Raw genomic sequence first — 24,821 nt, forward strand, 5'->3', positions numbered from 1 at the left:
TTGATGAAGACGCCCAACAACGAACAAAAGCCTAGCTCTGCTGAAGATAACGCTGTAAAGGCTGAAACCAAAAAGCCAAGCCGTCTTAAGAAGTGGGGAAAGGAACTCGTTTCAATGATACTGATCGTTGGCGTGGTTTCGTTTGCCATGGATTTTTACCACAGCAGAAGCATGCCTCAAGGAGACGCGATACCAATCGTGGGTCAGTCGATCCAAGGGGAAGATATTGATGTTATCGAGCTAAGCAAAAGCGGTAAGCCCGTTATTGTCTATTTTTGGGCGACTTGGTGTAGCGCGTGCAAATTGGTGAGCCCGACGGTTAATAGCTTCAGCGACTCCCATCAAGTAGTTTCTGTCGCACTTTCATCTGGCCCAGACGAACGTGTTCAGCGCTTCTTAGACGCCAAAGAGTATGACTTCCCTGTTATCAATGATCTCTCTGGATCGATCAGCAGAAGTTGGGGAGTCAATGTCACGCCAAGTATTGTCATCATCAAAGATAGAAAGATCAGCAGCATCGCAACCGGCGTTACTTCCCCTATCGGCCTGTGGTTAAGAACCTACTTTGCATAACTCGCTCACTAAGAAAAACAGAGCAGAGCAAATGAACCGATTAAAGCCAATTTAACAAACAATAATACCGTGAGCGCGACCCAAAACATGCTCACGATTATCAAGAATTAGAGAAAAACAACATGAAAAAACATCTGATTAGCACACTGATTTTAGGCTCACTAATGAGCACAAGTGCCTTCGCTGAGTTAAGCACAGAACAAACCCAGCAACTCGAAGAAATTAACCAGTTCCTGAAGGAGAATCCTTCTACTATTTCAGGATTACATACCAGTTTAGAGCAGTATGTCGCAGGCCAAGCGCAAGCAAAGAAAGCTCAAGCTGAGAGTCACGACTGGTTATATAACAATGACGCTCACCCAATCACGGGCAACCCGAATGGCAAATCAGTAATCGTTAACTTTACTGACTACAACTGCCCTTACTGTAAGCGCTTGGAAAAAGGCTTGGTTCAATTAGCCTCTGAAAACAGCGACATTAAAGTGATCAACGTGTACTTGTCATTTAAGCAGCAACAAGTAGATGGCCTTGATACCAATGCGGCTCTATACGCGATGAAAGTATGGAAAGATAACCCAGCAGCCTTCCCTGAAGTCAACAGACTGCTGATGGCAAAAAGTGGTATTCACTCGAAAAGCTCACTAGAAGCCGTAGCCAAGAAGACAGGCACAGAAGCGGAACTAAAAACAACTCAAGAACAAAACCAGGTTCTAACCACTAACCATCAAACCTTTAGCGCTCTGGGTTTAACAGGAACGCCAACGATGATGATGAATGATCAGCTTCTACCGGGCTATGTGCCTTACGATCGACTTAAAGATATCGTGGATGATGCTTTTTAATCGAGCGTAGATAGAGATAAAGACTAGAAAGAGAAGTGAATAAAAGCCGACTCGCGCAACACCCAGTCGGCTTTTTCATTGTTTGAATAAAGTAGATAGTCCATTTACCTTAAATTTAAAGGTGAGTTGAATCCTAAAAACGACCAAAGTTAAAACGCGTACATTCTTTTGTCCGTCGATAGTTCAAAACAGTACTCTGCGTGTTTTCTAAGGCATTCAAACACTTCTCGATCCAACTTATAACTATCAACTTGTTCCGTTAATATCGCTAGAGTTTCTTCCAGTGTCATACCTTTACGATAGGGGCGAGACTGGGTTAATGCTTGGAATACATCGACTACAGCAACAATTCTACTGGGTTGATCTAAATCTTCAGCAGTTTTACCCATCGGATAGCCTGAACCATCTAACCTTTCATGGTGATCGGAAGCCCACTGACACACCTGAGGCGAACTAAATAGCTCCTGCAGCGCGAATCGAGTATCTGTCGCATGGCGTTTAATACAACAGTATTCTTCGTCAGTGAGCAAATCTGGCTTATGAAGAATGTCACCAGGGGTTTGCAGTTTGCCAATATCGTGAACTAAACCAGCTAAATAGAGCTTTCTCTGCGTTGTGTGTGAATAACCAAGTTGTTTAGCTAGATATTCAGAAAGTTGCCCTACCTTCAACGAGTGCTTGAAAGTGAACGAGCTTTTCGTATCAACGACATTAGCAATAAACTCGGCAAAGGCGACTGTCTCATCCAGCGACATTTGCTGAGAGAAAAAGGGCACAGGTTCAAAGTTATCTCTCATATTCTCGATGTAAGGGGTCTCCATCGAGAACCAAAAATCATCCAGATCGACCAACTCACACATGTGCTGTACAAGATTGGTTTCGAACATCTCATCCGCTTGCTCAGTCAAACGTCCAATAATGCTCGCTTTACCGTCTGGGGTTAGGTTCCCATAACGATCAGAAGCTGTTATGCCATATAGATAGTCAACTCTGTCGGCAAGCATCACAACTGCAGCCAGTTCCTTTTCTAATTCACTGATATTCATAGTCTTTAGATCTAACCAAGGGGTATGATGATAAAGAACTGGCTTAGCAAATATAGAAAGAACAGGGCACTCCTTTAAAATTTGGTAGCCCTTTTGACAATGGTAATAAGTCGAGTCGGGAACAAACCCCGAATTCAGTCGACGTTGCTCGTCTATTTGCGACACTCCGCAGTCGTGAATTAGCCCTAACGAAAATGCGAGCTGTGCCTGCTCCTCTTCCCACCCCACGCTCAGAGCGCATCGATACGCGATGTAACCCACCCTCTGTCCATGGTTTTTGCTTTCAAAACCGACGTTATCAAGCGCCTTAGCAATACCAAATAGAGCCTTTCTTAGGTCTACGGTTACCTCTTGGCAATGTTGATTCATTACTTAAGCCTAGTATTTTTATAGTTTTTATATATTTAGGCTGCTAATACTAATGCATGACCAACGATCATACCCGCAATTATTATAAGGTTTAATGTATTTCGTGATGGATCTAGCGTATCACGAATAATTCGTGCCACAAGTGGTTGCATATTCAAAATTGTGCGACATTATAACCTGCCGACCAAAAGACACTTAAATCATCAGCCAAAAGAAAAGGGAAAACATGTTTAAAACAGTTATCGATGAAGAGTTATCCATCGCTCTGGTTGAAGAGAACTTCGCTTCTCATTACGCGGAAATTTCACAAAGCCAAAATGAGTATCTTAGCCAGTGGTTAGCATGGCCACCGCACTGTAAAACAGAGCAGGACTTTAGGATCTTCATCCAGCGCTCGCTACATGATTACGCGGAAGGCAAAAGCATGACATGTGCGATTGTGTACAAAGACAATATCGTCGGTAACTGTAGCTTTAACACCATTGACCACAGCAAACAGAAAGTCACGATAGGCTATTGGTTGTCTGAGACTTACCAAGGTAACGGGATCGTTACACGCGTAGTTGAGAAGCTCATTGATATTGCTTTCAATGAGTTAAATATGGAAAAGGTGGAGATATCAGCTGCAACTGGCAACCAGAGTAGTCGCAAGGTTTGTGAGCGCTTACATTTCACATTAGAAGGTATCATAACTCGTAACGAGAACTTAAATGGCCGTATCATAGATCATGCTATTTATGGCCTTCATCGTTTAAGCGCCAACAACATCTAAGCTTGATTTTCTACTTGGTAAATTTTGCCAATTGATAGTGAATGATAATTAGTAAGTTAATTAAAATAATAAGCCACGATATTAAACCGTGGCTTTCATTTTTAAGAGTCTAATTGGTCTCTTACTAAAATCATTTACGCGATCTTTGGGATTAAGATACAGAACTTAGCACCACCGCGATTGCTATCGCAGATCCGAATGTCCCAAGAAAGCTTTTTAGCCGCTGAAATCGCGATTGCTAGACCTAACCCTAACCCACCGGTTGCTGATGCTCTGCTAGAATCTAAGCGAGAAAACGGAAGGAATACTTCTTCACGACTGTCCTCCGGTATCCCAGAGCCATTGTCTTCAATCAGAACCAGCCAATTTTCTGAGTTCTCGTCCAGAGTTACCCAGACTTTGTCTTGTGTGTAATTCCCAGCGTTCTTAATCACGTTATCAAAAACCAAACGCGCCATCGAGCAATCACACTTAATTTTGCACTCTAGCTTTACTTTGGACTCAAAAATAACATTGTCTAACTCCGAGTAACGGATTCTATCTAAACAATACTCGCGAAGGTCAGCTTTCACTTTAACAAGCTCGAAGAAAGAATTATCCATGACATTCAATTTCGACAGCATGATAATTTCTGACGTGAGGTCGTTGATATCGCCGATGTAGGTATCAATATCATCGAAAAAAACCTGATGATGCTCTGGAGCTTCCCGCCTTAAGAGATCCGTCGCCAATTGAATACGGCTTAGCGGTGTGCGGACTTCATGTGGAATCGCTTGGGCAAATATATGACTTTGTTTTACTTTGCTCTCAATCTCCTCAGCCATGAAGTTAAAACTTTTGGCTAGCTCAGACACTGGGTGTATATCATCTACGTCAGAGCGAGTACTCAGCTTCCCCTTACCAAACTGCTTCTGTTTCTCAACAAGTAACTCTATTCTTTCTTGAAAACGCCTAACAGGTAAGTAAACACTTGCGCCAATAGCGAAGATAACGGCCAACAAAAGCCCAATAAGAAAGTTTCTTTCTGAATCTTCATACCACTCAATTTCAGGTGAGAAGAAATCGCCTACCTCACTGAACGCAAAGCTAAACCTAGAATTTGGTAGCTGAAATACTGCCGAATAGAGATTATTTTCACTTAGGTATACCGGTACACCATTCAAGGTGGTAAATAACTCGCATCGTTGACACGGAGCCTCTCCCGACCAATTCTCCAACAGGCGTAAATTGAAAATATAAAATTGCTGGTAGCCTGTTCTGTCGAGTTCTTTATATAGCGAGTTTTCTCGGTTGTGTTGACGAACATACTGCTCAGAAAAGTAGATGCCATCATTAAGGAATATTTCGATCTGGGTACGCCGCATGTGCCCTTCACCAAGGTTCCAAAACAAAAAGATCGTTGCCGACATCCCTGCCACAATTCCAAGGTACAAACGAGTAAACATAGAAACAGATCGAAGTTTCACCGCGATAGACTTATACAACCAGCATATACCCCTTGTTACGAACCGTACGGATCAACTGCTTATCTTTTGCATGCATACGCAGCTTCCGGCGCAACCCTGAAACACGCATATCAATAGAGCGGTCGTTAAAGGCATAATCAATACCTCTAAATAGCTGGCAACATTGATCTCGAGTAACGACCTGACAAATGTTATTAACAAGAAGATTTAGAATTTCAAACTCGGCAGAGGTGAGCTTTAGGTTCTGTCCGTACAGAGTGGCACTTTGAGCTGTACTGTTGATCACAATTTCACCTGGGGTTTCAGCGGTCGTGTCAGGCTCAGCAACAACAGGGGCTGCGCGACGCAATAGTGCTTCAATTCGTGCCAATAATGCATGACCACGAATAGGTTTTGCTACGTAATCATCCGCGCCAAACTTAAACAAACTAACCTCACTCATTTCATCAGCAGAGGCAGTCAATACTAAGATAATCCCATTATAAAATTCGCGAGCCTGTCGGCAAATCTGTGCGCCGCTCATTCCTGGAAGCATCAAGTCCAACAGAACGAGATCGGGTTCAATACTGCGGATCGCTTCAATGGCCAAATCCCCTTCATGGACAACGCTAACATTGTAGCCTTCAGCTTCGAGGTAAAGCGTAGTTAAACGCGCTATCGCCTGGTCATCTTCGACAATCAGCACTTTGGTTTTCGACATTTCTATCACCAGCATTTATTAAAAGCGAGGGCAGTATATATACTGTTCATATATCATCAATATTGTTATTGAAGTCACTAACTTACCGTACGCAAAACATATTAATCACTTTTGTACATACACGTTTACAAACCATCGTTCAGCAACAAAAACGCTCATTTATTGATTGATTTCCCGTCAAAAACGGAAAATCTAGACGCTTAAATGCTTACGTTTGCTTACCTTCTTACGCACGCTTACATTAAAAGAATTTACAAAACTCATTCAAATAAACTTGCTAAACATTAATAACACAATAGTTAGTAACACTTCAAATCAACAAAATGACAGATTTTAAAACCGCGATCGTATTCTAAAAAATTGAAGAAAACGATTACTTAACCAATCAAATAGCATGTTCCATTATCAAGCTCTCTCCCCCTCTATCAAGTAAAGTCTTCTTCAAGTAACATTTATTCGGCTAATCATTAACTCAAATAATAAACAACGGTGACTTACTGATTAAACAAAAGTCACTTTGTCACAAGGCCACTTAAAGATGAACAAATCGCTTTTAATGTTACTGACCATAACCGCTTTGTTGGCAACACGAGTCACCGCTGCTCCTAATAAACATGAGGTGATGAATCAAATCAAAGCGCAAGTAAGCTCTTGGATAGATATTCAAGTCACACCACAAAATAGTATTATCCAAAAGATGGTCTTCAACTGTAATTTCTACCTAACAACCCCAAGCATTAAATCTCCAGATGGCAACGAAAGCAGCTCTGGTTCATATCGCTTTTATTCACATAATGGGGTAGTCGGCGCGATGACTGAACCTTTCACTACTCAACCCCTTCCAGAATTAACAATGTGCCTGAAAGAAGACTTCATCGTCACTAACCAAGATCAAGCCCAATTATTATTTGAAGCCATTGAGACGGTATACACAAATCATTCAATGTTTGACGATCGCTTCCCGAAAGAAATCGTCAAGACATCAACAGGTTGGAACTTCATCAACGGGGAAATTTTGGGGGACAATAAAGGCTATGCGATTGAAAGCACCCCGAAAGGAAAAGTAACCAAAATTATCCGTTCACTGAATCTTTAAACGCTATTTTTGTCGCTAATTTATCTTTAGCGCCTGATTTTTCTTTAACACATAGCTCCTTCACGGCTGTTAAAGATCAGAGTTCAATTTGATAGACGCACTGCCAAAGCACGACATCTGTCTGCATAAATCGATTAAAGTATGAGTTCCCCGAATTTATTATGATGACCAGCTACCAACCTTTCGAACATCTAAAGTGTCCTATCTGGATATATGACATTGATAATAAGCGAATAACCTGGGCAAACAGCAGTGCCCTCCCTCTTTGGGAGTCTGAATCTCTATTTGAACTGACCTCACGCGATTTTGGTGTTGAAATGTCAAAAGCGATCGAAGCAACGCTTGAAGAATATCAGAGACAATTTCAGCGAAATCAAAGTGTAAAGACTTGGTGGAACTTCACCCCAAAATACATTTCTAAACGCGCACTATGTCTTTTCTCTGGAATCCCATTACCCGATGGCCGAACAGGGATGCTAGCGCAAGTCATCGCAGAAGAAGAGAGCTTAAAACGCGATCTCACATACTCTGATGGTTCCAACCTCTCTCTTTTATTCAACAAAGTGGGAAGCGTAGTGAGTGCAAACTCCGCTTTTTCTAAAAACTACGGCTCGCCGTTTAGTCGCCTATCCGATTTTGTTTCAAGCGAAGAAGTTGCAGACCAATGGTTATTTTCAGCTCGCAAAGGTCGAGACATTTTGGAGGAAGTCAGCTGTAAAATTGAAAATAAAACCCACCACTTTGATGTTCATGGAAAGTGGTTGTTTGACAAAAGTGAACTGCTATTAAACCTAACCTGTACCACCAAACAAAAAGAAAATTTGATTAAAGCTCGATATAACGCAGAGCACGACTGTCTCACTGAGCTCTACAACCGCCGCGGGATCACCAAAAGGCTCGAATCGAGTATTGCCTGTCGCTCGCCCTTTGAATTGATGTTTGTGGACCTTGATGGCTTTAAGTTGGTGAATGACACTTATGGGCATAGTGTTGGTGACCAACTACTCAAAAAAGTTGGCAAGCGTCTTAAACAGATCCTCGACGAAACATGCACAATCGGTCGCTTTGGTGGTGATGAGTTCATCGTGATTGCTCACGCCCGAAAAAATCAAAATATCCCGTTACTCTGCTCTCGCATTATCGATTCTTTGAACAAAAGCTTCCAAATAAAAGGAATTGGCACCTTATCTGTAGGTTGCAGCATAGGTTCTGCTCATTTTCCAGATAATGCCACGGATAAAGAATCATTGTTAAAGCAGGCCGGAATGGCGATGCATGTTGCCAAAGCCAATGGTCGGAACCGCTTCCAAACTTTTACTCCAAATTTAGCGCAGATTCTGCATCGGCAAGTAGAGATACGCCATAGGTTAACTCTGGCACTAGAAGGTGATGACCTCAATCTTCATTACCAACCGATAATGGACACCAATAGCAATAAAGTTAAAGGGTTTGAAGCCCTACTTAGATGGTCGGATAAAGATCTGGGCAACATCGAGCCTGATGAGTTTATTAGCCTAGCGGAAGAAACTGGACAGATTGTTCCACTAGGAAAGTGGGTCCTTAATTCAGCACTTAAGCAACTGTCGATATGGCACCGAGAATTTGATGACGAGTTGATAATGAGCATCAATATCTCGTGTATCCAGATGCACACTACTTTTGCAGAGCAACTATCGGCAATGCTCAACTTCTACAACATACAACCTAAAAGTATCGCCCTTGAGATCACTGAATCCTCAATGATCTTCAAACACGGTGAAGTCAGACAAGCATTAGACGATATTTCAGCGCTAGGCGTTGAGCTACACCTTGACGACTTCGGCACTGGCTACTCCTCACTCTCTATGTTACATGACTTGCCAATTAGTACCGTTAAGCTAGATAAAAGCTTCGTCCATGGCACCTATAAAGGGAGCGAAGCGATTGTCCAAGCCACCTATGCTATCTGTGAAAAATTGGGGCTTAAGGTGGTTGCGGAAGGGGTCGAAACTGAAACACAAAAAGCTTTCTTAACCAGTTGCGGATATCAATATTTACAGGGATTTCTGTTCAGCAAACCTATCCCACCCGATGAAGTCGAAATGCGATTTTTGTCTAGTAGATAACTCGGCTCTAAGGGGGTTACTTACCAAAGCAATTAAATTCCCCAAGCACAATATAATTATGTAAGTGGTAAATGCTATCAACTATACCACTTACGTAAATTTTACGTCATACCAAAATATAGATAATTTACACTTTGGTTAGTTGTAATTAAATTACCATTTAAATTACTCCCCAATGTCACCCTAATATAATTGTCAATATCCAACCAACCAAAGTAGACATACTTACACTATGATCTGAAAAATAATACTAGATATTACCTTTTCTTATAGATCGGGTAATCTTGAATTTATTTCCTTTATTTACATGAACTTAAATGACATTAAAATAAAATCAAACCATCCTTATAGAAACAGTCCAACTACAGAAGTAAAAACAAGTGCAATACAAATTAACATAGAAAATAAAACTATATTCTCAAAATTAACAATAAATAAACCATATCGAGATAATCATAAAAAACCGGGCGATCTGACATATAAATAATTTAATCATATAAAACCAAAAGCCAAATTAGCTTTCCAAAGAGGGAATGACAAAAATTACAGAACAAGACAAAAAGTAAAAATCCAGCCCCTAGAAATGGATAAATGCCAAAATAAATGGATAAATCCACTTTACCCCTTGTAAATCATCAACTTTTATTTATAAATTCAAGTTTTGGGTGAACATCTCTATAACCTGTTATTGACCCCAAAATTCTGCGATTAGTATCAACATCTTGAGAGAAATAGTGACATTTTAGTTATGTTATTTAGAAAGGACTCTTAGGTTGAATGAAAATCTCAGCATCACATATCAATCACGTAAATATAATAACTATCGCTTAGGAGTTAAGCTATGCATTGTTCTTTCAATATAAACAATAACTATGAGAGCTTGCAATTAATTTATAATGAAGAAAAAATATACATAAAAAGGAACAGTAATAAGATATCAGAGGAAAGTCTTAATAGTAAAGAAAGTTTTGTTTTTAAATATCTTATTGAGCATTCATCGATATCAAACCCTCAATCTGCTAGAGATGTTGAAAAGTCATTTAAATTACACTTCGATGAAGAGTTCAGCTTGTACGCTTTAAAGAACATTATTGCTTCGATAAGAAAAAAGTATAGGAATCTGTGTAAGAAAGCCAAAATTAACAATAATAGTGAACTTATCTCGAACCTTTATAAGGTTGGTTATTTTATCGACCTAGATAAAAGTACAACCAACCGTATAACACCAAAATACAACATCAACCAATTCAAGCTCAGCCATATCGAGATGTTGAAGCTGATGCTCAACACTTACCAAAAAGAGTTGATCAGAGGCTTTATAGCCGTTTGTACCGTTTCTTCATTTTTTTTGTTCGTTGTCTACTTCTTCCAAATCCTTTATACAACGAAAATTGCAGATGAATACAGTAAAAACGCAAAGCAAATAGTAGAGGAAGTAATGAACTATGGCTGTGATAGCGAAGTTGCAGTGTACGCATTGAGGCACTCACTTAACCTGGATTCTGTTTTGATGACAACGCCTTATGGTTCATGCTACATATCCAAAACACAATCAAAAATGGTTGAACTAGACCAAATTGAAAACTTTGACGATAGCCTAGATTTTGCTTATTCACGCTTCTCTGACCCCAAAGAGGACATCGAACTCATTGCGCGTATTTCTAAATGGTCTATTGAAGCTAGATATAAGAACTCATTACTCCCTCTTTTGGTTGATTCAGTTTCCATACAAAAAAATGGTCACTACATATTAAACCTAGGCGAAAACAGTCAGCCTATTTATCAAGCCCCACTTCCAACCGGTGCAACCATCACTTTCTACAGTGATGATATTGTGCTTCTGTGGGTAATTTTTTCTCTGGTGATCGCCACGCTACTTTATCGCTCATATATTCTTGGCTTTGGCATTTACCTGCTTCGTTGGCGACACATATCCTTCGAGGAAGAGCCCATAATCAACACTGACGACAATAGCGTTTTATATTACGAGTTATTGTCTAGAGTGCGTAACGTAGGCGTTCTGAGTTTCATCAACACCATGAGACGTACTAATTTGTTGACCTTTCATACTATTTTAATCATTGAAACAGTAAAAAAAGCGAAGTTAGACAATAGCCATGATATCTACGGTGTCAATGTGTGCCCGAGTGCGTTGGTGGGATCTAACTTTACAAAGCTCAAAGAGCATTTAGTCACGATGGAAGCGAATGAGTTTGTCGTAGAAATAACAGAGTATTCAAACATTGGCTATGGCTATGAGGTCATCGACAACATCAAAATGATCAAAGATCTTGGAATCACCATCGCGCTAGACGACTTTGGTACAGGTAACAACAACATTGAAATAATTAGTGCTATCTCTCCGACCTACCTAAAACTGGATCGTTGTTTTGTTAAAGACATTGAGTCAGGAGATTATCATCAAGGAGTATTGCTTAATATATCGGAGATTGGACGCTTATCAAACATCACGATGATTTATGAAGGTGTCGAGACGCGCAGGCAGCAATATATCTTATGTCAGTTAGGCTACAACCTACATCAAGGTTATCTGTACAGTAGACCTAGTCACTCGGAGGAGTAATTATCTACCACCTCATTTAAATATTGATGACCTCCCTTTTCTTGTTTAATTGCCATTGATCATACAACGACTTGAGAGCCCACAAGGAAGTAGGCTTCAAGCGTTCTCATAACCCAATACATTTCTCTCAAACATAAAAATATACTCTTCATTTTTATAAAAACCTTGCCAATCTGAATAAAAAGCTTAGTGTTATACACATGTATATCACCATGCAGTTTTAATTATGACCGAATGGAAAGACGACCAACCGATCTTTAGGCAGCTAGCGGCAAAGATCAGTGACCAAATTCTTCAAGGTGTTTGGTTAGAGCAACAAGCACTGCCCTCTGTGCGTGCGGTTGCCGCCGATCTCAAGATCAACCACCTTACTGTCATGAAAAGCTACCAGTTACTGGTGGATGAAGGCTTGGTAGAGAAAAAACGCGGCCAAGGTATGTATGTCGCAGAAGGGGCACTTCAAAAATTGAAAGAGTCCGCACATCAATCATTCATCAACACACAGATCCCAGCCATCGCTGAGACGCTAGGCATCATTGATATGAGTGTCGAAGAACTCGTGAAACAGCTAGAACAACATATAAAGGACAAGTCATGAGTACTTTACTTTCAGTGAAAAACGCAACCAAAACCTATTCAAATCAAGTGGGTGTCGAGAACATCAGCTTTGAGTTAAAACCGGGGCAAGTGCTTGGTCTGCTAGGCCACAATGGCGCAGGGAAATCGACTCTGATCAAATCACTGCTTGGCGGACACAGCTATCAAGGTGAGATAGAAGTTAACGGCTATCACCCTATCCACCAGCATGCAGAACTCATGTTGCACTTATCGTACATTTCAGATGTGAACGTATTGCCTGAGTGGATGACAGTAAAGCAACTGCTTCGATACACACAAGGCGTTCACCCAAGCTTCAACAAGCAAAAAGCAGAACAAACGTTAAGTAGCACCAACATTAAGCTGACTTCGACTATCAAGCAGCTTTCTAAAGGAATGAAGGTACAACTTCACCTTGCGATCATCATCGCGACCGACACTCAAGTGTTGATCTTAGATGAGCCAACGCTAGGTCTAGATCTGCTCTACCGCGATACTTTTTATCGCCACCTCCTAGAGTGGTTCCATGACGGCGAACGCGCGATGATCATTGCCAGCCATGAGGTTTCAGAGATTGAACACCTATTAACGGATGTATTGATTCTAAAACATGGCCACTGTGTGCTGCAAAAGAGCATGGAAGACATCGAAAACGACTATTTCATTATCGATGTCGCAAACAACCACTCAAGTGAAATCCAGAAACTCAATCCTCTGACCTCACAGCCTGGGCTAGGAACCACTAAGTGGTTATTGGAAGGCCAATATAAAGCGCAAGTTGAATCATTGGGTAACATCTACAACGTTGGTCTCGCAGACCTATTCCTTGCAACACAGACGGAGAAGGCATAATGCACCCAACTTTTTATATGCTAGAAAAAGAACTGATCGAGCACAAAATTAACACTCGATTACCTCTATTTATCGCGTTATGTGGTTTCTTGCTGTTCGTTAGTTTGTTTTTCAATGGCGCAGCGCAGCATGAGTTTTTCTTCCAAATGGAAGTGAATGGTGACGTAAGCGACATACACAGAGAGTTCGCACAAGACCTCAACTCAGTGATCTACTTTGGTGCTGGCCTTATTTCACTCATACTTTCGACGCTTTACATCCCTAAAACACTGCGTAAAGAGCGCCAAGAAGGAAGCTCGATGTTTTGGAGAAGTATGCCAGTATCCAATGCCATGACTCACGGCGTTAAGCTAGGCTTCGGTCTAGTGGTTATTCCGGCTATCTGCGCGCTATTAGTTCTATTCGCTGACTTCCTATTCTGGATATTGAACGTCTCAAGCGAACAACAATTGGCATTGATAGTAGAGCAGCAATCACTGTTTTATGTGCTGAGCAATTGGTTGGTATTCTTTGGGCGAATGATGTTAGTTGCACTGGTTTTATTGCCACTAGCAACCGTTACTCTGGCAATTTCGCAGTTAGTGAATTCTCCACTGCTTGTCATTTTTATCTCAAGCTATGCGATTAAGTTACTCTCGGTCGCCGTATTTGGATTCTATGGCATCAATGACTTCTTCTCTCTCGTCGCATCACTACCAATAAAGGTACTAACGGCGAGCAACCCATTCAGTGCGATTGCAGAAGCGCCGGTTTTGTCTTTGGGTATTTATGTACTGATTGGTGTTGGCGGGTGTCTACTGAGCTTGAAGCTGAACCGAACGGACGATGTCAGTTTGAAAACACTGTTCCATCGATAGAGTCACTTATTCTGAACCCTCAACGGGTAACCAAATCAGATATCAAAATCTAAATCAAAGCTTCTGAGAAATCAGGAGCTTTTTTATTGGCTGCTGTTTTATTGTTAGGTGTTTTGAATTATAACAACGGTTTTCGTGATAGAGGCAAAGGTACGGATTGGTGGTTGGTTTTGGTTTTGCTTCAGAGTGCTGAGTGAGGATAATCTAGGAGGTATTAATGAGCTGACATTGAATTGCATTATTGTTAATGCCTGCCAGCTCTTTGGGGGGATGATTTCTTTAGTCGCTGACCAGATGAAGGTCCTTGAGAGTGCTATTGAAATCGATTTGTTACGTTTTACATATGATTAAGCTTTTCAGCTTTCTTATTTTAAAGCTTTACGATTTAAAGCTTATTTCTTTGAAGCTTCTTTCGCTGTGTCTTTCCAGTATTGGATGCGAACGCGATGAAGCTGTGCTCTTCTCATTTTTTTCATAAGGGATATTTCCTTTTCTTTAACTGCTCTTCATGAGCTATTTTTATTGCCAACCATTCGAATCTAACGGTGTTTGATGCCCAGTTCAATGATACAAATCACAAAATATATAGAGTTTCGAGTACCATTTACATCAAAGTATGACCTAGTTATCAACTATGGCTCAATTCAATCTCTTAAGCCGTTGTTCGAAATTTAGATTAGTTATCTCAGATGACAAATTCATTTCAGTATCAATACAGTTCAGTGATACGTATTTAATAGACCGGACTAACACGGATTTAGTTCCAGTATCTTATCTTTTATTACTCATCTCACCCAAGAAGTTACAGTGCAACAAGATCTATGTTCAATGTGAACAATTAATCGCCACATTAGCCTATACGTCACAACATCAAAATGGGATTATGTTTGTAACGGGGAGAGCTTTTGATAGACAAAAGCCGTAGTGGACAAAATTAAATAGACGTAATTAAATGGACGTAATTATGAGTAAAGTAATTCTGCAAGGGCATATTCTAGTGCCAGACAACGACCTAGAAGCCGTCACACAAGCGCTGGTTGTACACAAAGAACTGACACTGGAAGAACCTGGTTGTATCGTGTTTCGAGTCAGTCAAAGCACGCTTCAACCTAATCGCTTTGAAGTGTATGAAGAATTCACTAACCGTGAGGCGTTTGAAGCGCACCAACAGCGAGTAAAAACGTCTGAGTGGGGTGAAACCTCCAAGAACGCAACACGTCACTACCAAGTCACCGATGTTCTGACACCTAATGATTGACCCGCTAGCCAACCGTATCATCACGTTGATCAAACAAGATCCCTTGCGAATGCAGGTTTTAGACTGTGTCTCTCAACTGAATTTACCGCAGTGTTATGTTTCGGCGGGCTTTGTGCGAAATCTCGTTTGGGACGACCTACATGGTTATGCTTCCCCGACTCCACTTAATGATATTGATGTGATCTACTTTGATCCTATTGATACCTTCTACGAATCGGGTCTTAGATACGAGGCTCTACTTCAACAACGGTTGCCTGAATTAAATTGGCAAGTTCGCAATCAAGCCAACATGCATACTCGAAACGAGGATCAGCCCTATCAAAGCTCATTGGATGCGATGAGTTACTGGCCAGAGAAAGAAACCGCAGTCGCCGTCAAGCAAAGCCCGACAGGAGAAATCGAGTGTATTTCCGCTTTTGGTTTAGAGAGTTTGTTTGATTTAAAGATCACACCGAATACCAATCGCAGCAGAGACGTGTTTGACCAACGAGTTCAATCTAAAAACTGGTTAACTCATTGGCCCAAGTTAACGATTGGTTGTTTGAGTCTCAAAGGGTCCTTTGTCGCTCGTACTAATTAGTCGCAAATTTTATACATTAATATGTTTAATATAAACTATGGTTAATATTAGCTCACATCCATATAAGGTAGCTATTATGTCGATTTTACGTGCGTTACTGATACTTATAAGCTTAGTTATCATTGGGTGTGCTGATACACATAAACTTCAGGTTACGGATGTAAACTCGACAGCTAAATTTGAAACAAGTGATTCAGTTTTAATCGGCCGCTCAAAGAATGGGGAATATGGGAAGCACTATTATTCAGGCTCAGGACTAATGGTGAGTAAAGCTCTTCAATCAGAGTTATTCACAAAACTAAACAACGTCGCAATCGCTAACCAAGCAGCTGATTACAATTTTGTCCTTGAATATGCGAAAAGCAATGAGTTCGACTACTTAATTTTTCCTACCATATTACACTGGGAAGATCGCGCGACTGAATGGTCAGCAAAGCCAGATAAAGTAAGCGTAAAAATTACAGTTGTTGATGTTAAAACAAAAGCAATTATTAAGTCTGGCATAATCGAAGGAAAAAGCGGGCTAGCTACCTTTGGCGGTGACCACCCACAAGATTTATTGTCAGAGCCGGTCAGCGAATTTATGGCTAGCCTATTAAATTAATTATCGTGGTGATTCAATAATTGAGCTCTATTGCGTAGACAACATCAACTCTACCTTATGACACCGTAGTTAGCATGGTTAACCTATGTCGAATCAAACTTTGCCTCTGTACTAAAACCATTGACTAAAAGCCCAATCAGATCGAACATGCCCCCACTTGCTTAGCTTAATAATTTATTAGCTTAGTAAGTTAGTGACTAACCAGCTCATCAACCGCGCCTGGCGACTAACTGCTGCGCTCTCTCGTCATACTGAGTAACGACCATGAACCAACAATATATGCTGCAAGCTCTTGAAGCTTCGCGCCAAGCCCTACCCGATTGCCAACCAAACCCGCCTGTGGGTTGTATTTTGGTGAAAAACGATAAGGTGGTGTCTGTTGGATATACGCAAAAGGTCGGTGGAAACCACGCCGAGGTTGAAGCACTGAATGGCTATGACTGCGAAACGGATGGAGAAATGGAAGGCGTTACCGCTTACGTAACTTTAGAGCCATGTTCATTTGTTGGCAGAACACCCGCTTGCGCCAGTACATTGGTTAAAGCCGGTGTGAAACACGTAGTAGTAGCGATGCTAGACCCAGACCCTCGCAATAATGGTCGTGGTGTGGCGATACTCGAGTCGCACGGCGTGAAAGTCGATGTAGGGTTATGCCAAGAACAGGTAAGCGCCTTTTTAACCCCGTATCTTGGTAAGTCCTAGCTCTTAAACAGCCAGTGCTAATTCAATTTCACTCGGTAAAGCGGATTGACTGGCTTATCGACAAAATACGACCAAATATGATCGTAGACGGCATGTTGGTTGGGGAACGGCGCAAGTGCTTTCGCTTCCTCTAAATCGCACCAGCGGTACTCTGTATGTTCGTCATTCAGTTCAATCGCTTGGTTGGGTGGGCATAGCACCGCAAACACAGGGATTAGCTGAATCACATTTACATGCGCCTCGTAAAACTGCTCCAGAAACTGCGCGTTATACAGAGCTTCCACCTTAATTTGGGTCTCTTCTTCAAACTCGCGCACGATAGCTTGCCAGCCTGTTTCACCTGCTTCAATCGAGCCTGCGACGTGGCACCAAAACTCACCTTTAACACGCTTCATTAATAGCATTTTCATTTGTCCGTTGATCTCTGAAATAGCGACACCGGATACAATCGAAGTGTTGAGTGGAATCATAACGTTACCTTAGTTTTCATAAGAGGGCGCAAGGCTACCACCCTTCGTTTGTGAAGTTACCTTCTATGATTAAAAACGAGAAGTTACTCATCAATTAATGAAGTTCAGGCCATAACTCATGGGTTCCGTGTTAACCGTCTCGCTTAGCTATCCAGTAATAGAACCATTTCTTATTTGAGGCGCTTTTCGATAAAGAGTAGAATCGCCGCCTTGTACTGTGTTTAAAACCTTTAAACATACACAGTAGACTCACAACCATTTATCACCACGATATAAGTATTAATACGACTATGCACTCATCAAAACCAACGCACGACTCAGAAAACAGCCATACTCCTGAGCATTGCTTCACTCGTTTTCAACAGCCGATCGAGTCATATTCGTTGCCTGAGCGTTTCACATTCCCGTTCTATTATGAACCGCATCCACTGTGTGAAATCGCCTCTCATCAGCTTCAACAATATCTAGAAACGCAAACCGATTGGCAACATGACTTCGGCTTAGATTCTGACGATGGTCGCGGCAAAATGTTTGGTGTGTTACTGGTGAAAAGCCCTGAAGGTGAATTGGGTTACTTCTCTGCTTTCTCTGGAAAAATCGCCGACCAAAATCTATTGCCTCACTTTGTACCACCCGTATTCGACATGCTGAGCAGTGACAGCTTTTTCCATCAAGATACGGCCGATATGATGGCTGTCAACGCTGAGTTTAAAGCTCTGCAAGCAAACACTGAATACCTTGAGTTATGCGAGCAACTGGCGCAGCAAAAAGCGCAAGCGGAGCAAGAGATCGAAGCACAACGTTTGTTGATTATAGAAGGCCGAAAAACACGTAAAGAACAACGTGAGCAAGGTAAAGAAAACCTTGATGAACAAGCCTTCGAGCAACTGAACAATGAGCTTAACAAAGCCAGTGTCGCCGACAAGAACCAGCAGAAGTACCTAAAACTCAACTGGGAACAGATCCTGCAAGTGTTGCAAGCTAAAGTTGATGTTTTCACGACTCAACTTGCTGAGCTAAAAGAGCAAAGAGCACACCTTTCTCATCAGCTTCAGCACAAACTGTTTTCACAATACGCTTTCCAAAATGCGGAAGGAAACATTGAGGATCTCAACCAGATCTTTGAAGACACACCAAACAAGATACCACCAGCGGGTTCTGGCGAATGTGCCGCTCCCAAGCTGCTGCAATACGCGTATTTGAACGGTTACACACCGCTGGCATTGGCTGAATTTTGGTGGGGTCGTTCACCGAAATCGGAAATCCGTAAGCACAAGAAATACTACGCGTCTTGCCAAAGTAAGTGTGTACCGATTTTAGGCCATATGATGAAAGGCTTGGAAGTCGATCCCAACCCATTGCTAGAGAACCCAGCAGAAGGCAAAGACCTCGATATCCTGTTCCAAGACGATCACATCGTTGTGGTACACAAACCAGCAGGTTTTCTATCCGTACCGGGTAAAACCATAAAAGATTCGGCCTACACTCGTGTTCAAGAAATGCATCCCGATGTTGAAGGGCCATTTGTTATCCACCGCTTGGATATGGCGACCTCTGGCATTCTAATATTTGCGCTTACACGACGTGCGAACAAAAGCCTACAGAAGCAGTTCATTACTCGTGAAGTTGAGAAGCGTTACGTGGCAATGATAGAAGGCGTTTTAGAGCAAGATGAAGGTTATGTTCGCTTACCACTACGTGGAGATTTATACGATCGTCCTCGTCAGATTGTCTGCTTCGAACACGGCAAGCCTGCTGAAACGAAATGGGAAGTGATTGAGCGAAGCCAAGACACAACAAAGGTTTATCTGCACCCGAAAACGGGCCGCACACACCAATTACGTGTTCACTGTTCACATGAAGAAGGGCTTAACATGCCTATCGTTGGTGACGGCTTATATGGCAACAAAGCCGACCGACTGCACCTACACGCAGAAAGGCTAGCACTACACCACCCAGTCACCAAAGAGTGGATGGAGTTCCAGTTCGACGCTGAATTCTAAAATCTCTCATTAGTAAAGAGCTTTAAAAAAGGAGTCACACCGCTTGTGGCTCCTACCTCTTTTGGATATATCTCCACGCTTATTGAACTACATCAAGATTCACTTTGTTGTGAAGAGTAGCATGCCCACCTTCTTCTCTCCTTGAGGCCTTTGATATGTCATCAGCTGCTTTGAATTTGCACCACAACACACAAACTTCTTCTTTGATAACTGCGCAAGCACCAAGCTTGAAACCACTAGCAACCAAAAAGCCTAATCTAAATTTGGCAATGCTTAACTTAATTGAAGAAGTTAAAAACGAACTCCCACTTTACGAGTCGGAGACGTTTATCTGTGGTCCAAAAGGAAACTGCTCGGGTTGCTCTAAGAAACTACTTGAGATGGTCGACAGCGAGTTAATGTATTGGGAGCACAGTATTTCCATTGGCCAAGGCCCTAACTTCGAAGAACTGCGCCGTTTTGGTAAGCTATGCAGTAGCGTTAGACGCGGTTTAGAGCGTAACGGTTTAGTCGAAAAGCGCCCAAAGAAAAGATAACAAGCCAACTCGATAATCATTACAATGTGTCGTTGGCGATTACAAGCTACCCTGCTACTAACTGATTGAACTCGTTAGCTATAAAAGTAATAATATTTTGTAATACAATTCAGTGCGCAGACCGACTTCGTAGATTCGAACTCATAGAGATAAGCTCATCGATACTTTCACTATATTCTCGAACGCCTCTATCCTTCTTGTCTGACGTGCCTTAGCCTTCTGTATATCAATATCACATCAATTAGAAACCTATCTTGGACAACGGAGAGCCACCTTGAAGAGACCACAACCAGTACTGGGAAAGACCGGTATGCTATTTTTTCTCGTCATAATAAGTGCTTTCCCTCCATTGACCATCGACCTTTACTTACCTGCGCTTCCGCAGATGGTCGAGGTGTTTAATACTGACCGATCCATGGTCAACCTAACCCTGAGCAGCTACTTCGTTACTTACGCCATCGGTCTTTTGTTCTGGGGGCCGCTCAGCGAAAAATTTGGTCGTAAGCCGATCCTATTAATTGGATTAGCGGGCTATATGGTCGCGAGCATATTGTGCGCGATGACCAATAGCATCGAACAGTTGATTAGTGCTCGTGTATTCCAAGCCTTTGCGGGCAGTGCCATCACCGTTATCGCGACTGCCATTGTAAAAGATCTTTATGACGGCCGAGAACGTGAAAAGATCATGGCGACTATCATGTCACTGGTGATCATCGCACCAATGGTCGCGCCTGTATTTGGTGCTTTCCTGCTGAAAATAGCGTCTTGGAGAATGATGTTCGTCACTCTCGCTATTTTTGGTGCATTCGCATCAGTATTGGCGCTTTGCTACCGAGAGACGCTTGAAAGCAAATACCAAGGCTCTATTTTCCGGTCATGGGGAAGGCTGGCCGTGGTCATGAAGAATCGGTCGTTCATAAAGCTGCTGGTTATTTTCTCTATCACACCAATGGCGCTGATGGGCTTTCTTGCCGCAGGTTCTTATATCTACATCAATGACTTCGGGTTGACCGAACAGCAATTCAGCTACGCTTTCGCGTTCAATGCATTGTGTGCCTCATTTGGCCCAACAATTTATATGAAGTTGTCCTACAAAATATCAGTTCAAAATGTCATCTCTGGATGTTTTGCTTTATTAGCGCTTGCGGGAATCTTCACCCTAACTATTGGCGACCTGTCCCCTTGGTTCTTCATGCTCATCGCTGCACCAGCGACATTAATGGCGATCATCATGCGAGTACCGGGTACCAACTTGATGTTGAATCAACAAGATCATGACACGGGCTCTGCCGTCGCACTGATACAGTTCTTCAGCATGATTTGTGGCTCGCTTGGCATGGTGTTGGTTTCAATACGCCCAGAGTCACTGATTGAAAACCTAGGCTTTATTCAATTATCCGTCGGTACGCTAGGCGGCCTGATGTGGCTGATGGTCAGAAACAAAGAGTTCGTGACTAAGAAACTGAATTAGGCACATCCAAAATAGCTAAGTTTGTACTCAAACACGATTTAGGGCGTCCTCAATCGTGTTTGAGGTCTCGCCCTCACTGGCTTTAGCGCATATTGGCTCCAATCACCTCAATTGGAGTTAAACCATGAAATGGATACATTTACTGTTCACATCCCTACTTTTCCTTTGCGCTTCATCCATCGCTTCCGGTGTCGGCTTCACTCAAGTCACCTTAACTGACGATCCTAATCGCCCGCTAAACACTGCCATTTGGTATCCCACACAAGATGTGTCAGACACAACCTTGATTGGCGATAACCCAGCGTTCATCGGTACGCAAGTCATCAAAGATGCTGAGATTCACTCAGGCACTTTTCCAGTAGTACTGCTATCACACGGCTACCGAGGAAACTGGCGAAACCAAAATTGGTTGGCGACCGAACTTGCGAGTCGTGGCTACATCGTAGCGGCCACTGACCATCCGGGAACCACCTCTTTCGACCAATCTCCAGAGCAAGCCGCCAAGTGGTGGGAAAGGCCGCGAGATATCATTCGAACCATCGATTACCTGTTAAGCGAAGTTCAATGGAAGCAAACTGTTAACGCCAACAATATCGCTGCAATCGGACACTCGTTAGGAGGCTGGACAGTGATGCAATTGGCAGGAGCGAAAATAGATAGAGCGACCTTTGAAGCCGAGTGTCTTATATACCCTAACCCGCGTACCTGTGGGCTGTCTGATGAATTAGGGCTATCACAAGCCCAACCCTCAGAACCAAGCAATAAAAACCTTTCAGACCCTCGAATTCAACGTGTAGTTAGCCTTGATCTGGGGCTTGCTCGCAGTTTCTCAGTCGGCAACTTAAATGACATTACAGTGCCAACCTTAATATTGGCGGCTGGGATTGATATTGGGGATCTACCTCAGGCATTAGAATCTGGCTACATTGCTGAGCACATGCCTGTTAATTTAAGACGCTATAAGGTCTATGAAAGCGCTACCCATTTCAGCTTCATTCAAAGTTGCAAACCTGGGGCAGTACCGATGCTTGAAGAAGAAGTGCCAGGCGATGGCATTATTTGTAAAGATGGCGTCGGTATATCACGCGACCAGCTACATCAATTGATCTTAAACGACATCGTTAGCTTTCTGAATTGATAAACGGAAAGCAAACACACTCAATCTAACACTTGTGGCGAACTTCTATACTCACTCGGAGTTTGCCCAGTTATCCTTGAAAACTCGCGATTGAAATTGGACTTAGTCTGAAAACCGGAACTAAGGAAGATATCAGTTATCGCTTCATCACTTTGCATCAGGAGAGTCTTAGCGTGCTCAATTCGATAGGCGTTAATCACCTTTGAAATGTTCTGGTGGTGAGTTTGATTAACCGCAGACGATATTTTTCGAGCTGGGATACCTAGCTTTCTCGCCACTCGATTGAGGGACAAATCAGGATCTTTGAACACCTGATGATCCTTCATTAACGCATCAAACTTAGCGACGATCTGCGTGACTTCTTCATCCACTTTTAAGCTTGTCGACGATGCCGGAGATACATCAATTGCTTCAGGATAATGGTTTGACGTTGTCAGTTCACTCTGCTGTTGGTTTTGTTCCTGAATTGGTGCCGTGCTAGTACTCACAACGACTACAGCCCCAACAATTGCGGGAATAAGAACTAGGTAACCAATAGACAGAATTAAGTCGGTGTGTTGTGCGTTAAGCAGCAAAATATCATACGAAATAATGCTATCCACGAGAGCCGAAAACAGTAAGGCTATACCTGCCGTACGCTCAGCATACAAAACATTCGATACATCACTCAGCCTGACGTGCTCTGGGAAGTTAAACGATGATTTCAACAACAAGCAGCCATAGCTGAGATATAGCGAGATCAACAATAGATCAATCGTTCCATCCCAAATATACGAATAAGAAAAGGAGCCAACCAGAACAACGACTGGGCCTAAGCGATGCAAAACAGACAAAGGTTTACTTCGATGAGCTCCCGCAAAGCAGAGCCACGCAGCCACCGGTACACTTGCCCCTAGAACCGGTTGTAAGAAACGAAACAGTGCAATATCAAACGTCCAACGTAGCCCAACGACAGTAATCATCAATGCACACAACATGATAAACCAAAATGGTTTTTGACTTGTTTGTGGGTAACTATATCGAAGCAAAACGGCCGTGATAAATAACAAAAGAGCAGCAACAAATGGCAAGGGAATAGCGAGCATCAAAATTCCATTTATGTTCGAGAAAAGATCATTTCAATATCACGTCACATATTCAGTAAGTGAACCATTGAATCAGTGCGAGTGATAAGTATTGAATATCAATCTATGGTAAATCATTCCTCAGAAAGAAATCTAGAACGAAATCTTGATGGTGTTAAACCGATGATTTTCATGAAGACTTTTCGGAAGCTGTTTACGTCCTCATAACCAACTAGATAGCTGATCTGTTCTACCGGTTTGTGGGAGCTTTCCAATAACTCACATGCACTTTGAACACGCACATGTTGGATATAGTTAATCGGCGTAAAACTGGTCGCCTTTGTAAATTGACGAATAAAAGTTCTTCGAGTCATAAACGCTTCTTCAGCCAATTGATCAAGAGACAACGAAAGGTGATGGTTCTTTTGAATAAAACGCTGCACCGACACAATTTTGTCATTACCGTGAGCATAGTTCGGCACAAAGCTCTGATAGTAACGTTGCTCTCTCAACCCCGTATCAAGCACCAAGTATTTACCTAGATTACGAGTGTTAGTCGGTGTCGTGTATTTAGTCAGGATAAACAAAGCAAGATCCATCCACGACATCAAACCACCCGCAGTAATAATGTCAGCGTCATCGATCAAGATTTTGTCGACATCAACATCGACTTCAGCATACTGCTCCGAAAACTGTTGCTGCGCTTGCCAATGCGTGGTCACGGTTCGCCCTTCTAACAAACCTGTTTTTGCCAAAATGAACACGCCCGCACAAGCTGAGCAAAGTATCGCCCCCCTTTGGTGAGACTCAATCAGGTACTCAAGCAAGGTGTCACTCGGCTCTAGATAGTAACAACCATCTAAATTCGGTGGGAGTATGATGATATCGGCGTTCGACACACTAACACTGTCATGCGCTTGGATCTGAACGTTGAATTGAGTCTTCTCAGCCGAAGGTTCAAGAGAATTTGCCATCTGCAGAAACTCTTTCACGCCAAACACGGCACTTTGCAGAGAGCCTGGGTAGTCGATGATTTCGACCATTACTGATTTTGTCACTATTGCCATAGAGTCTGTCATTTTTGACGTGCGATAAAAACTACAGAGTATTCATAATATCCCTACACCGCAATACAC

General features: G+C 42.3%; 23 protein-coding genes. 17 read left to right on the forward strand and 6 right to left on the reverse strand.

All coding sequences use genetic code 11. The annotated features are described in order from the left end of the window. Positions 1 to 3: 3 nt before the first annotated feature. Together AB4180_RS08005 and AB4180_RS08010 are read left to right on the forward strand one after the other, a co-directional pair. Positions 4 to 573, forward strand: a complete 570-nt coding sequence (locus AB4180_RS08005) for a protein disulfide oxidoreductase (protein WP_102250251.1) — start codon at positions 4 to 6, stop codon at positions 571 to 573. 122 nt (positions 574 to 695) lie between these two features. Further along, positions 696 to 1,415 carry a DsbA family protein gene (locus tag AB4180_RS08010; protein WP_017102469.1) on the forward strand — a complete coding sequence of 240 codons (720 nt, stop codon included), beginning with the start codon at positions 696 to 698 and terminating at the stop codon, positions 1,413 to 1,415. A 149-nt stretch (positions 1,416 to 1,564) separates the two neighbouring features. Here the strand turns inward: AB4180_RS08010 and AB4180_RS08015 are convergent, their stop codons facing one another. Further along, the gene (locus tag AB4180_RS08015; protein ID WP_012601015.1) at positions 1,565 to 2,830 is read right to left on the reverse strand and encodes an HD-GYP domain-containing protein; all 1,266 of its coding nucleotides are present in this window, start codon (positions 2,828 to 2,830) and stop codon (positions 1,565 to 1,567) included. A 226-nt stretch (positions 2,831 to 3,056) separates the two neighbouring features. Between AB4180_RS08015 and AB4180_RS08020 the strand changes: the two genes are divergently transcribed. Continuing rightward, positions 3,057 to 3,602 carry a GNAT family N-acetyltransferase gene (locus tag AB4180_RS08020; RefSeq protein WP_102250250.1) on the forward strand — a complete coding sequence of 182 codons (546 nt, stop codon included), beginning with the start codon at positions 3,057 to 3,059 and terminating at the stop codon, positions 3,600 to 3,602. A gap of 134 nt (positions 3,603 to 3,736) precedes the next feature. Here AB4180_RS08020 and AB4180_RS08025 read toward each other — a convergent pair whose 3' ends face one another. Continuing rightward, positions 3,737 to 5,086, reverse strand: a complete 1,350-nt coding sequence (locus AB4180_RS08025; protein ID WP_102250249.1) for a HAMP domain-containing sensor histidine kinase — start codon at positions 5,084 to 5,086, stop codon at positions 3,737 to 3,739. Continuing rightward, positions 5,079 to 5,768, reverse strand: coding sequence for a response regulator transcription factor (locus AB4180_RS08030; protein WP_029222829.1), 690 nt, complete (start codon positions 5,766 to 5,768; stop codon positions 5,079 to 5,081). Before AB4180_RS08030 ends, AB4180_RS08025 begins: the two co-directional genes overlap by 8 nt. Before the next feature lie 538 nt (positions 5,769 to 6,306). Here AB4180_RS08030 and AB4180_RS08035 point away from each other — a divergent pair. The 10 genes from AB4180_RS08035 (at position 6,307) to AB4180_RS08080 (ending at position 17,003) form a co-directional block, all read left to right on the forward strand. After that, entirely contained in the window at positions 6,307 to 6,864 is a 558-nt protein-coding gene (locus AB4180_RS08035) for a hypothetical protein (protein ID WP_102250248.1), read from the forward strand. 161 nt (positions 6,865 to 7,025) lie between these two features. After that, the gene (locus AB4180_RS08040; RefSeq protein WP_102250247.1) at positions 7,026 to 8,969 is read left to right on the forward strand and encodes a bifunctional diguanylate cyclase/phosphodiesterase; all 1,944 of its coding nucleotides are present in this window, start codon (positions 7,026 to 7,028) and stop codon (positions 8,967 to 8,969) included. A gap of 841 nt (positions 8,970 to 9,810) precedes the next feature. Continuing rightward, positions 9,811 to 11,553, forward strand: a complete 1,743-nt coding sequence (locus tag AB4180_RS08045) for an EAL domain-containing protein (RefSeq protein ID WP_017096648.1) — start codon at positions 9,811 to 9,813, stop codon at positions 11,551 to 11,553. A 226-nt stretch (positions 11,554 to 11,779) separates the two neighbouring features. Beyond that, complete coding sequence (locus tag AB4180_RS08050; RefSeq protein WP_012601023.1) at positions 11,780 to 12,151, forward strand: GntR family transcriptional regulator; 372 nt, start codon at positions 11,780 to 11,782, stop codon at positions 12,149 to 12,151. Further along, positions 12,148 to 13,002: an ABC transporter ATP-binding protein gene (locus AB4180_RS08055; protein ID WP_102250246.1), complete on the forward strand. Its 855-nt coding sequence runs from the start codon at positions 12,148 to 12,150 to the stop codon at positions 13,000 to 13,002. The genes AB4180_RS08050 and AB4180_RS08055 overlap by 4 nt, the downstream gene beginning before the upstream one ends. After that, entirely contained in the window at positions 13,002 to 13,859 is an 858-nt protein-coding gene (locus AB4180_RS08060; RefSeq protein ID WP_017102475.1) for a hypothetical protein, read from the forward strand. The genes AB4180_RS08055 and AB4180_RS08060 overlap by 1 nt, the downstream gene beginning before the upstream one ends. 964 nt (positions 13,860 to 14,823) lie before the next feature. Further along, the gene (locus tag AB4180_RS08065) at positions 14,824 to 15,117 is read left to right on the forward strand and encodes a putative quinol monooxygenase (RefSeq protein ID WP_017102477.1); all 294 of its coding nucleotides are present in this window, start codon (positions 14,824 to 14,826) and stop codon (positions 15,115 to 15,117) included. Beyond that, positions 15,110 to 15,697 (forward strand): nucleotidyltransferase family protein, encoded by a 588-nt coding sequence (locus tag AB4180_RS08070; protein ID WP_102250244.1) that lies wholly within the window; start codon positions 15,110 to 15,112, stop codon positions 15,695 to 15,697. Before AB4180_RS08065 ends, AB4180_RS08070 begins: the two co-directional genes overlap by 8 nt. A 76-nt stretch (positions 15,698 to 15,773) precedes the next feature. Continuing rightward, entirely contained in the window at positions 15,774 to 16,301 is a 528-nt protein-coding gene (locus AB4180_RS08075; RefSeq protein WP_102250243.1) for a DUF4823 domain-containing protein, read from the forward strand. Between the two features lie 264 nt (positions 16,302 to 16,565). Next, on the forward strand, positions 16,566 to 17,003 hold the full coding sequence (locus AB4180_RS08080) for a bifunctional diaminohydroxyphosphoribosylaminopyrimidine deaminase/5-amino-6-(5-phosphoribosylamino)uracil reductase RibD (RefSeq protein WP_102250242.1): 438 nt from the start codon (positions 16,566 to 16,568) through the stop codon (positions 17,001 to 17,003). Positions 17,004 to 17,020: 17 nt separating this feature from the next. On the opposite strand, the gene AB4180_RS08085 is transcribed toward AB4180_RS08080, so the two are convergent. Beyond that, positions 17,021 to 17,473, reverse strand: coding sequence for an NUDIX pyrophosphatase (locus tag AB4180_RS08085; protein ID WP_102250241.1), 453 nt, complete (start codon positions 17,471 to 17,473; stop codon positions 17,021 to 17,023). A gap of 290 nt (positions 17,474 to 17,763) precedes the next feature. On the opposite strand from AB4180_RS08085, the gene AB4180_RS08090 reads away from it, so the two are divergent. The 4 genes from AB4180_RS08090 to AB4180_RS08105 all read left to right on the forward strand — a co-directional run bounded on the left by AB4180_RS08090 (position 17,764) and on the right by AB4180_RS08105 (position 22,621). After that, on the forward strand, positions 17,764 to 19,476 hold the full coding sequence (locus tag AB4180_RS08090; RefSeq protein WP_102250240.1) for an RluA family pseudouridine synthase: 1,713 nt from the start codon (positions 17,764 to 17,766) through the stop codon (positions 19,474 to 19,476). Positions 19,477 to 19,631: 155 nt separating this feature from the next. After that, complete coding sequence (locus AB4180_RS08095; RefSeq protein WP_050621763.1) at positions 19,632 to 20,012, forward strand: hypothetical protein; 381 nt, start codon at positions 19,632 to 19,634, stop codon at positions 20,010 to 20,012. A gap of 310 nt (positions 20,013 to 20,322) precedes the next feature. After that, positions 20,323 to 21,483 (forward strand): multidrug effflux MFS transporter, encoded by a 1,161-nt coding sequence (locus AB4180_RS08100; RefSeq protein ID WP_102250239.1) that lies wholly within the window; start codon positions 20,323 to 20,325, stop codon positions 21,481 to 21,483. 124 nt (positions 21,484 to 21,607) lie between these two features. Next, positions 21,608 to 22,621, forward strand: a complete 1,014-nt coding sequence (locus AB4180_RS08105) for an alpha/beta fold hydrolase (protein ID WP_102250238.1) — start codon at positions 21,608 to 21,610, stop codon at positions 22,619 to 22,621. 20 nt (positions 22,622 to 22,641) lie between these two features. On the opposite strand, the gene AB4180_RS08110 is transcribed toward AB4180_RS08105, so the two are convergent. Both AB4180_RS08110 and AB4180_RS08115 read right to left on the reverse strand, forming a co-directional pair. Then, the gene (locus AB4180_RS08110) at positions 22,642 to 23,709 is read right to left on the reverse strand and encodes an AraC family transcriptional regulator (RefSeq protein WP_102250237.1); all 1,068 of its coding nucleotides are present in this window, start codon (positions 23,707 to 23,709) and stop codon (positions 22,642 to 22,644) included. A gap of 110 nt (positions 23,710 to 23,819) precedes the next feature. Continuing rightward, positions 23,820 to 24,752: a GlxA family transcriptional regulator gene (locus tag AB4180_RS08115; RefSeq protein WP_102250236.1), complete on the reverse strand. Its 933-nt coding sequence runs from the start codon at positions 24,750 to 24,752 to the stop codon at positions 23,820 to 23,822. Between the last annotated feature and the right edge of the window lie 69 nt (positions 24,753 to 24,821).

This window comes from Vibrio sp. 10N.286.49.C3 (assembly GCF_041469545.1).
Taxonomy (GTDB): domain Bacteria; phylum Pseudomonadota; class Gammaproteobacteria; order Enterobacterales; family Vibrionaceae; genus Vibrio; species Vibrio tasmaniensis_A.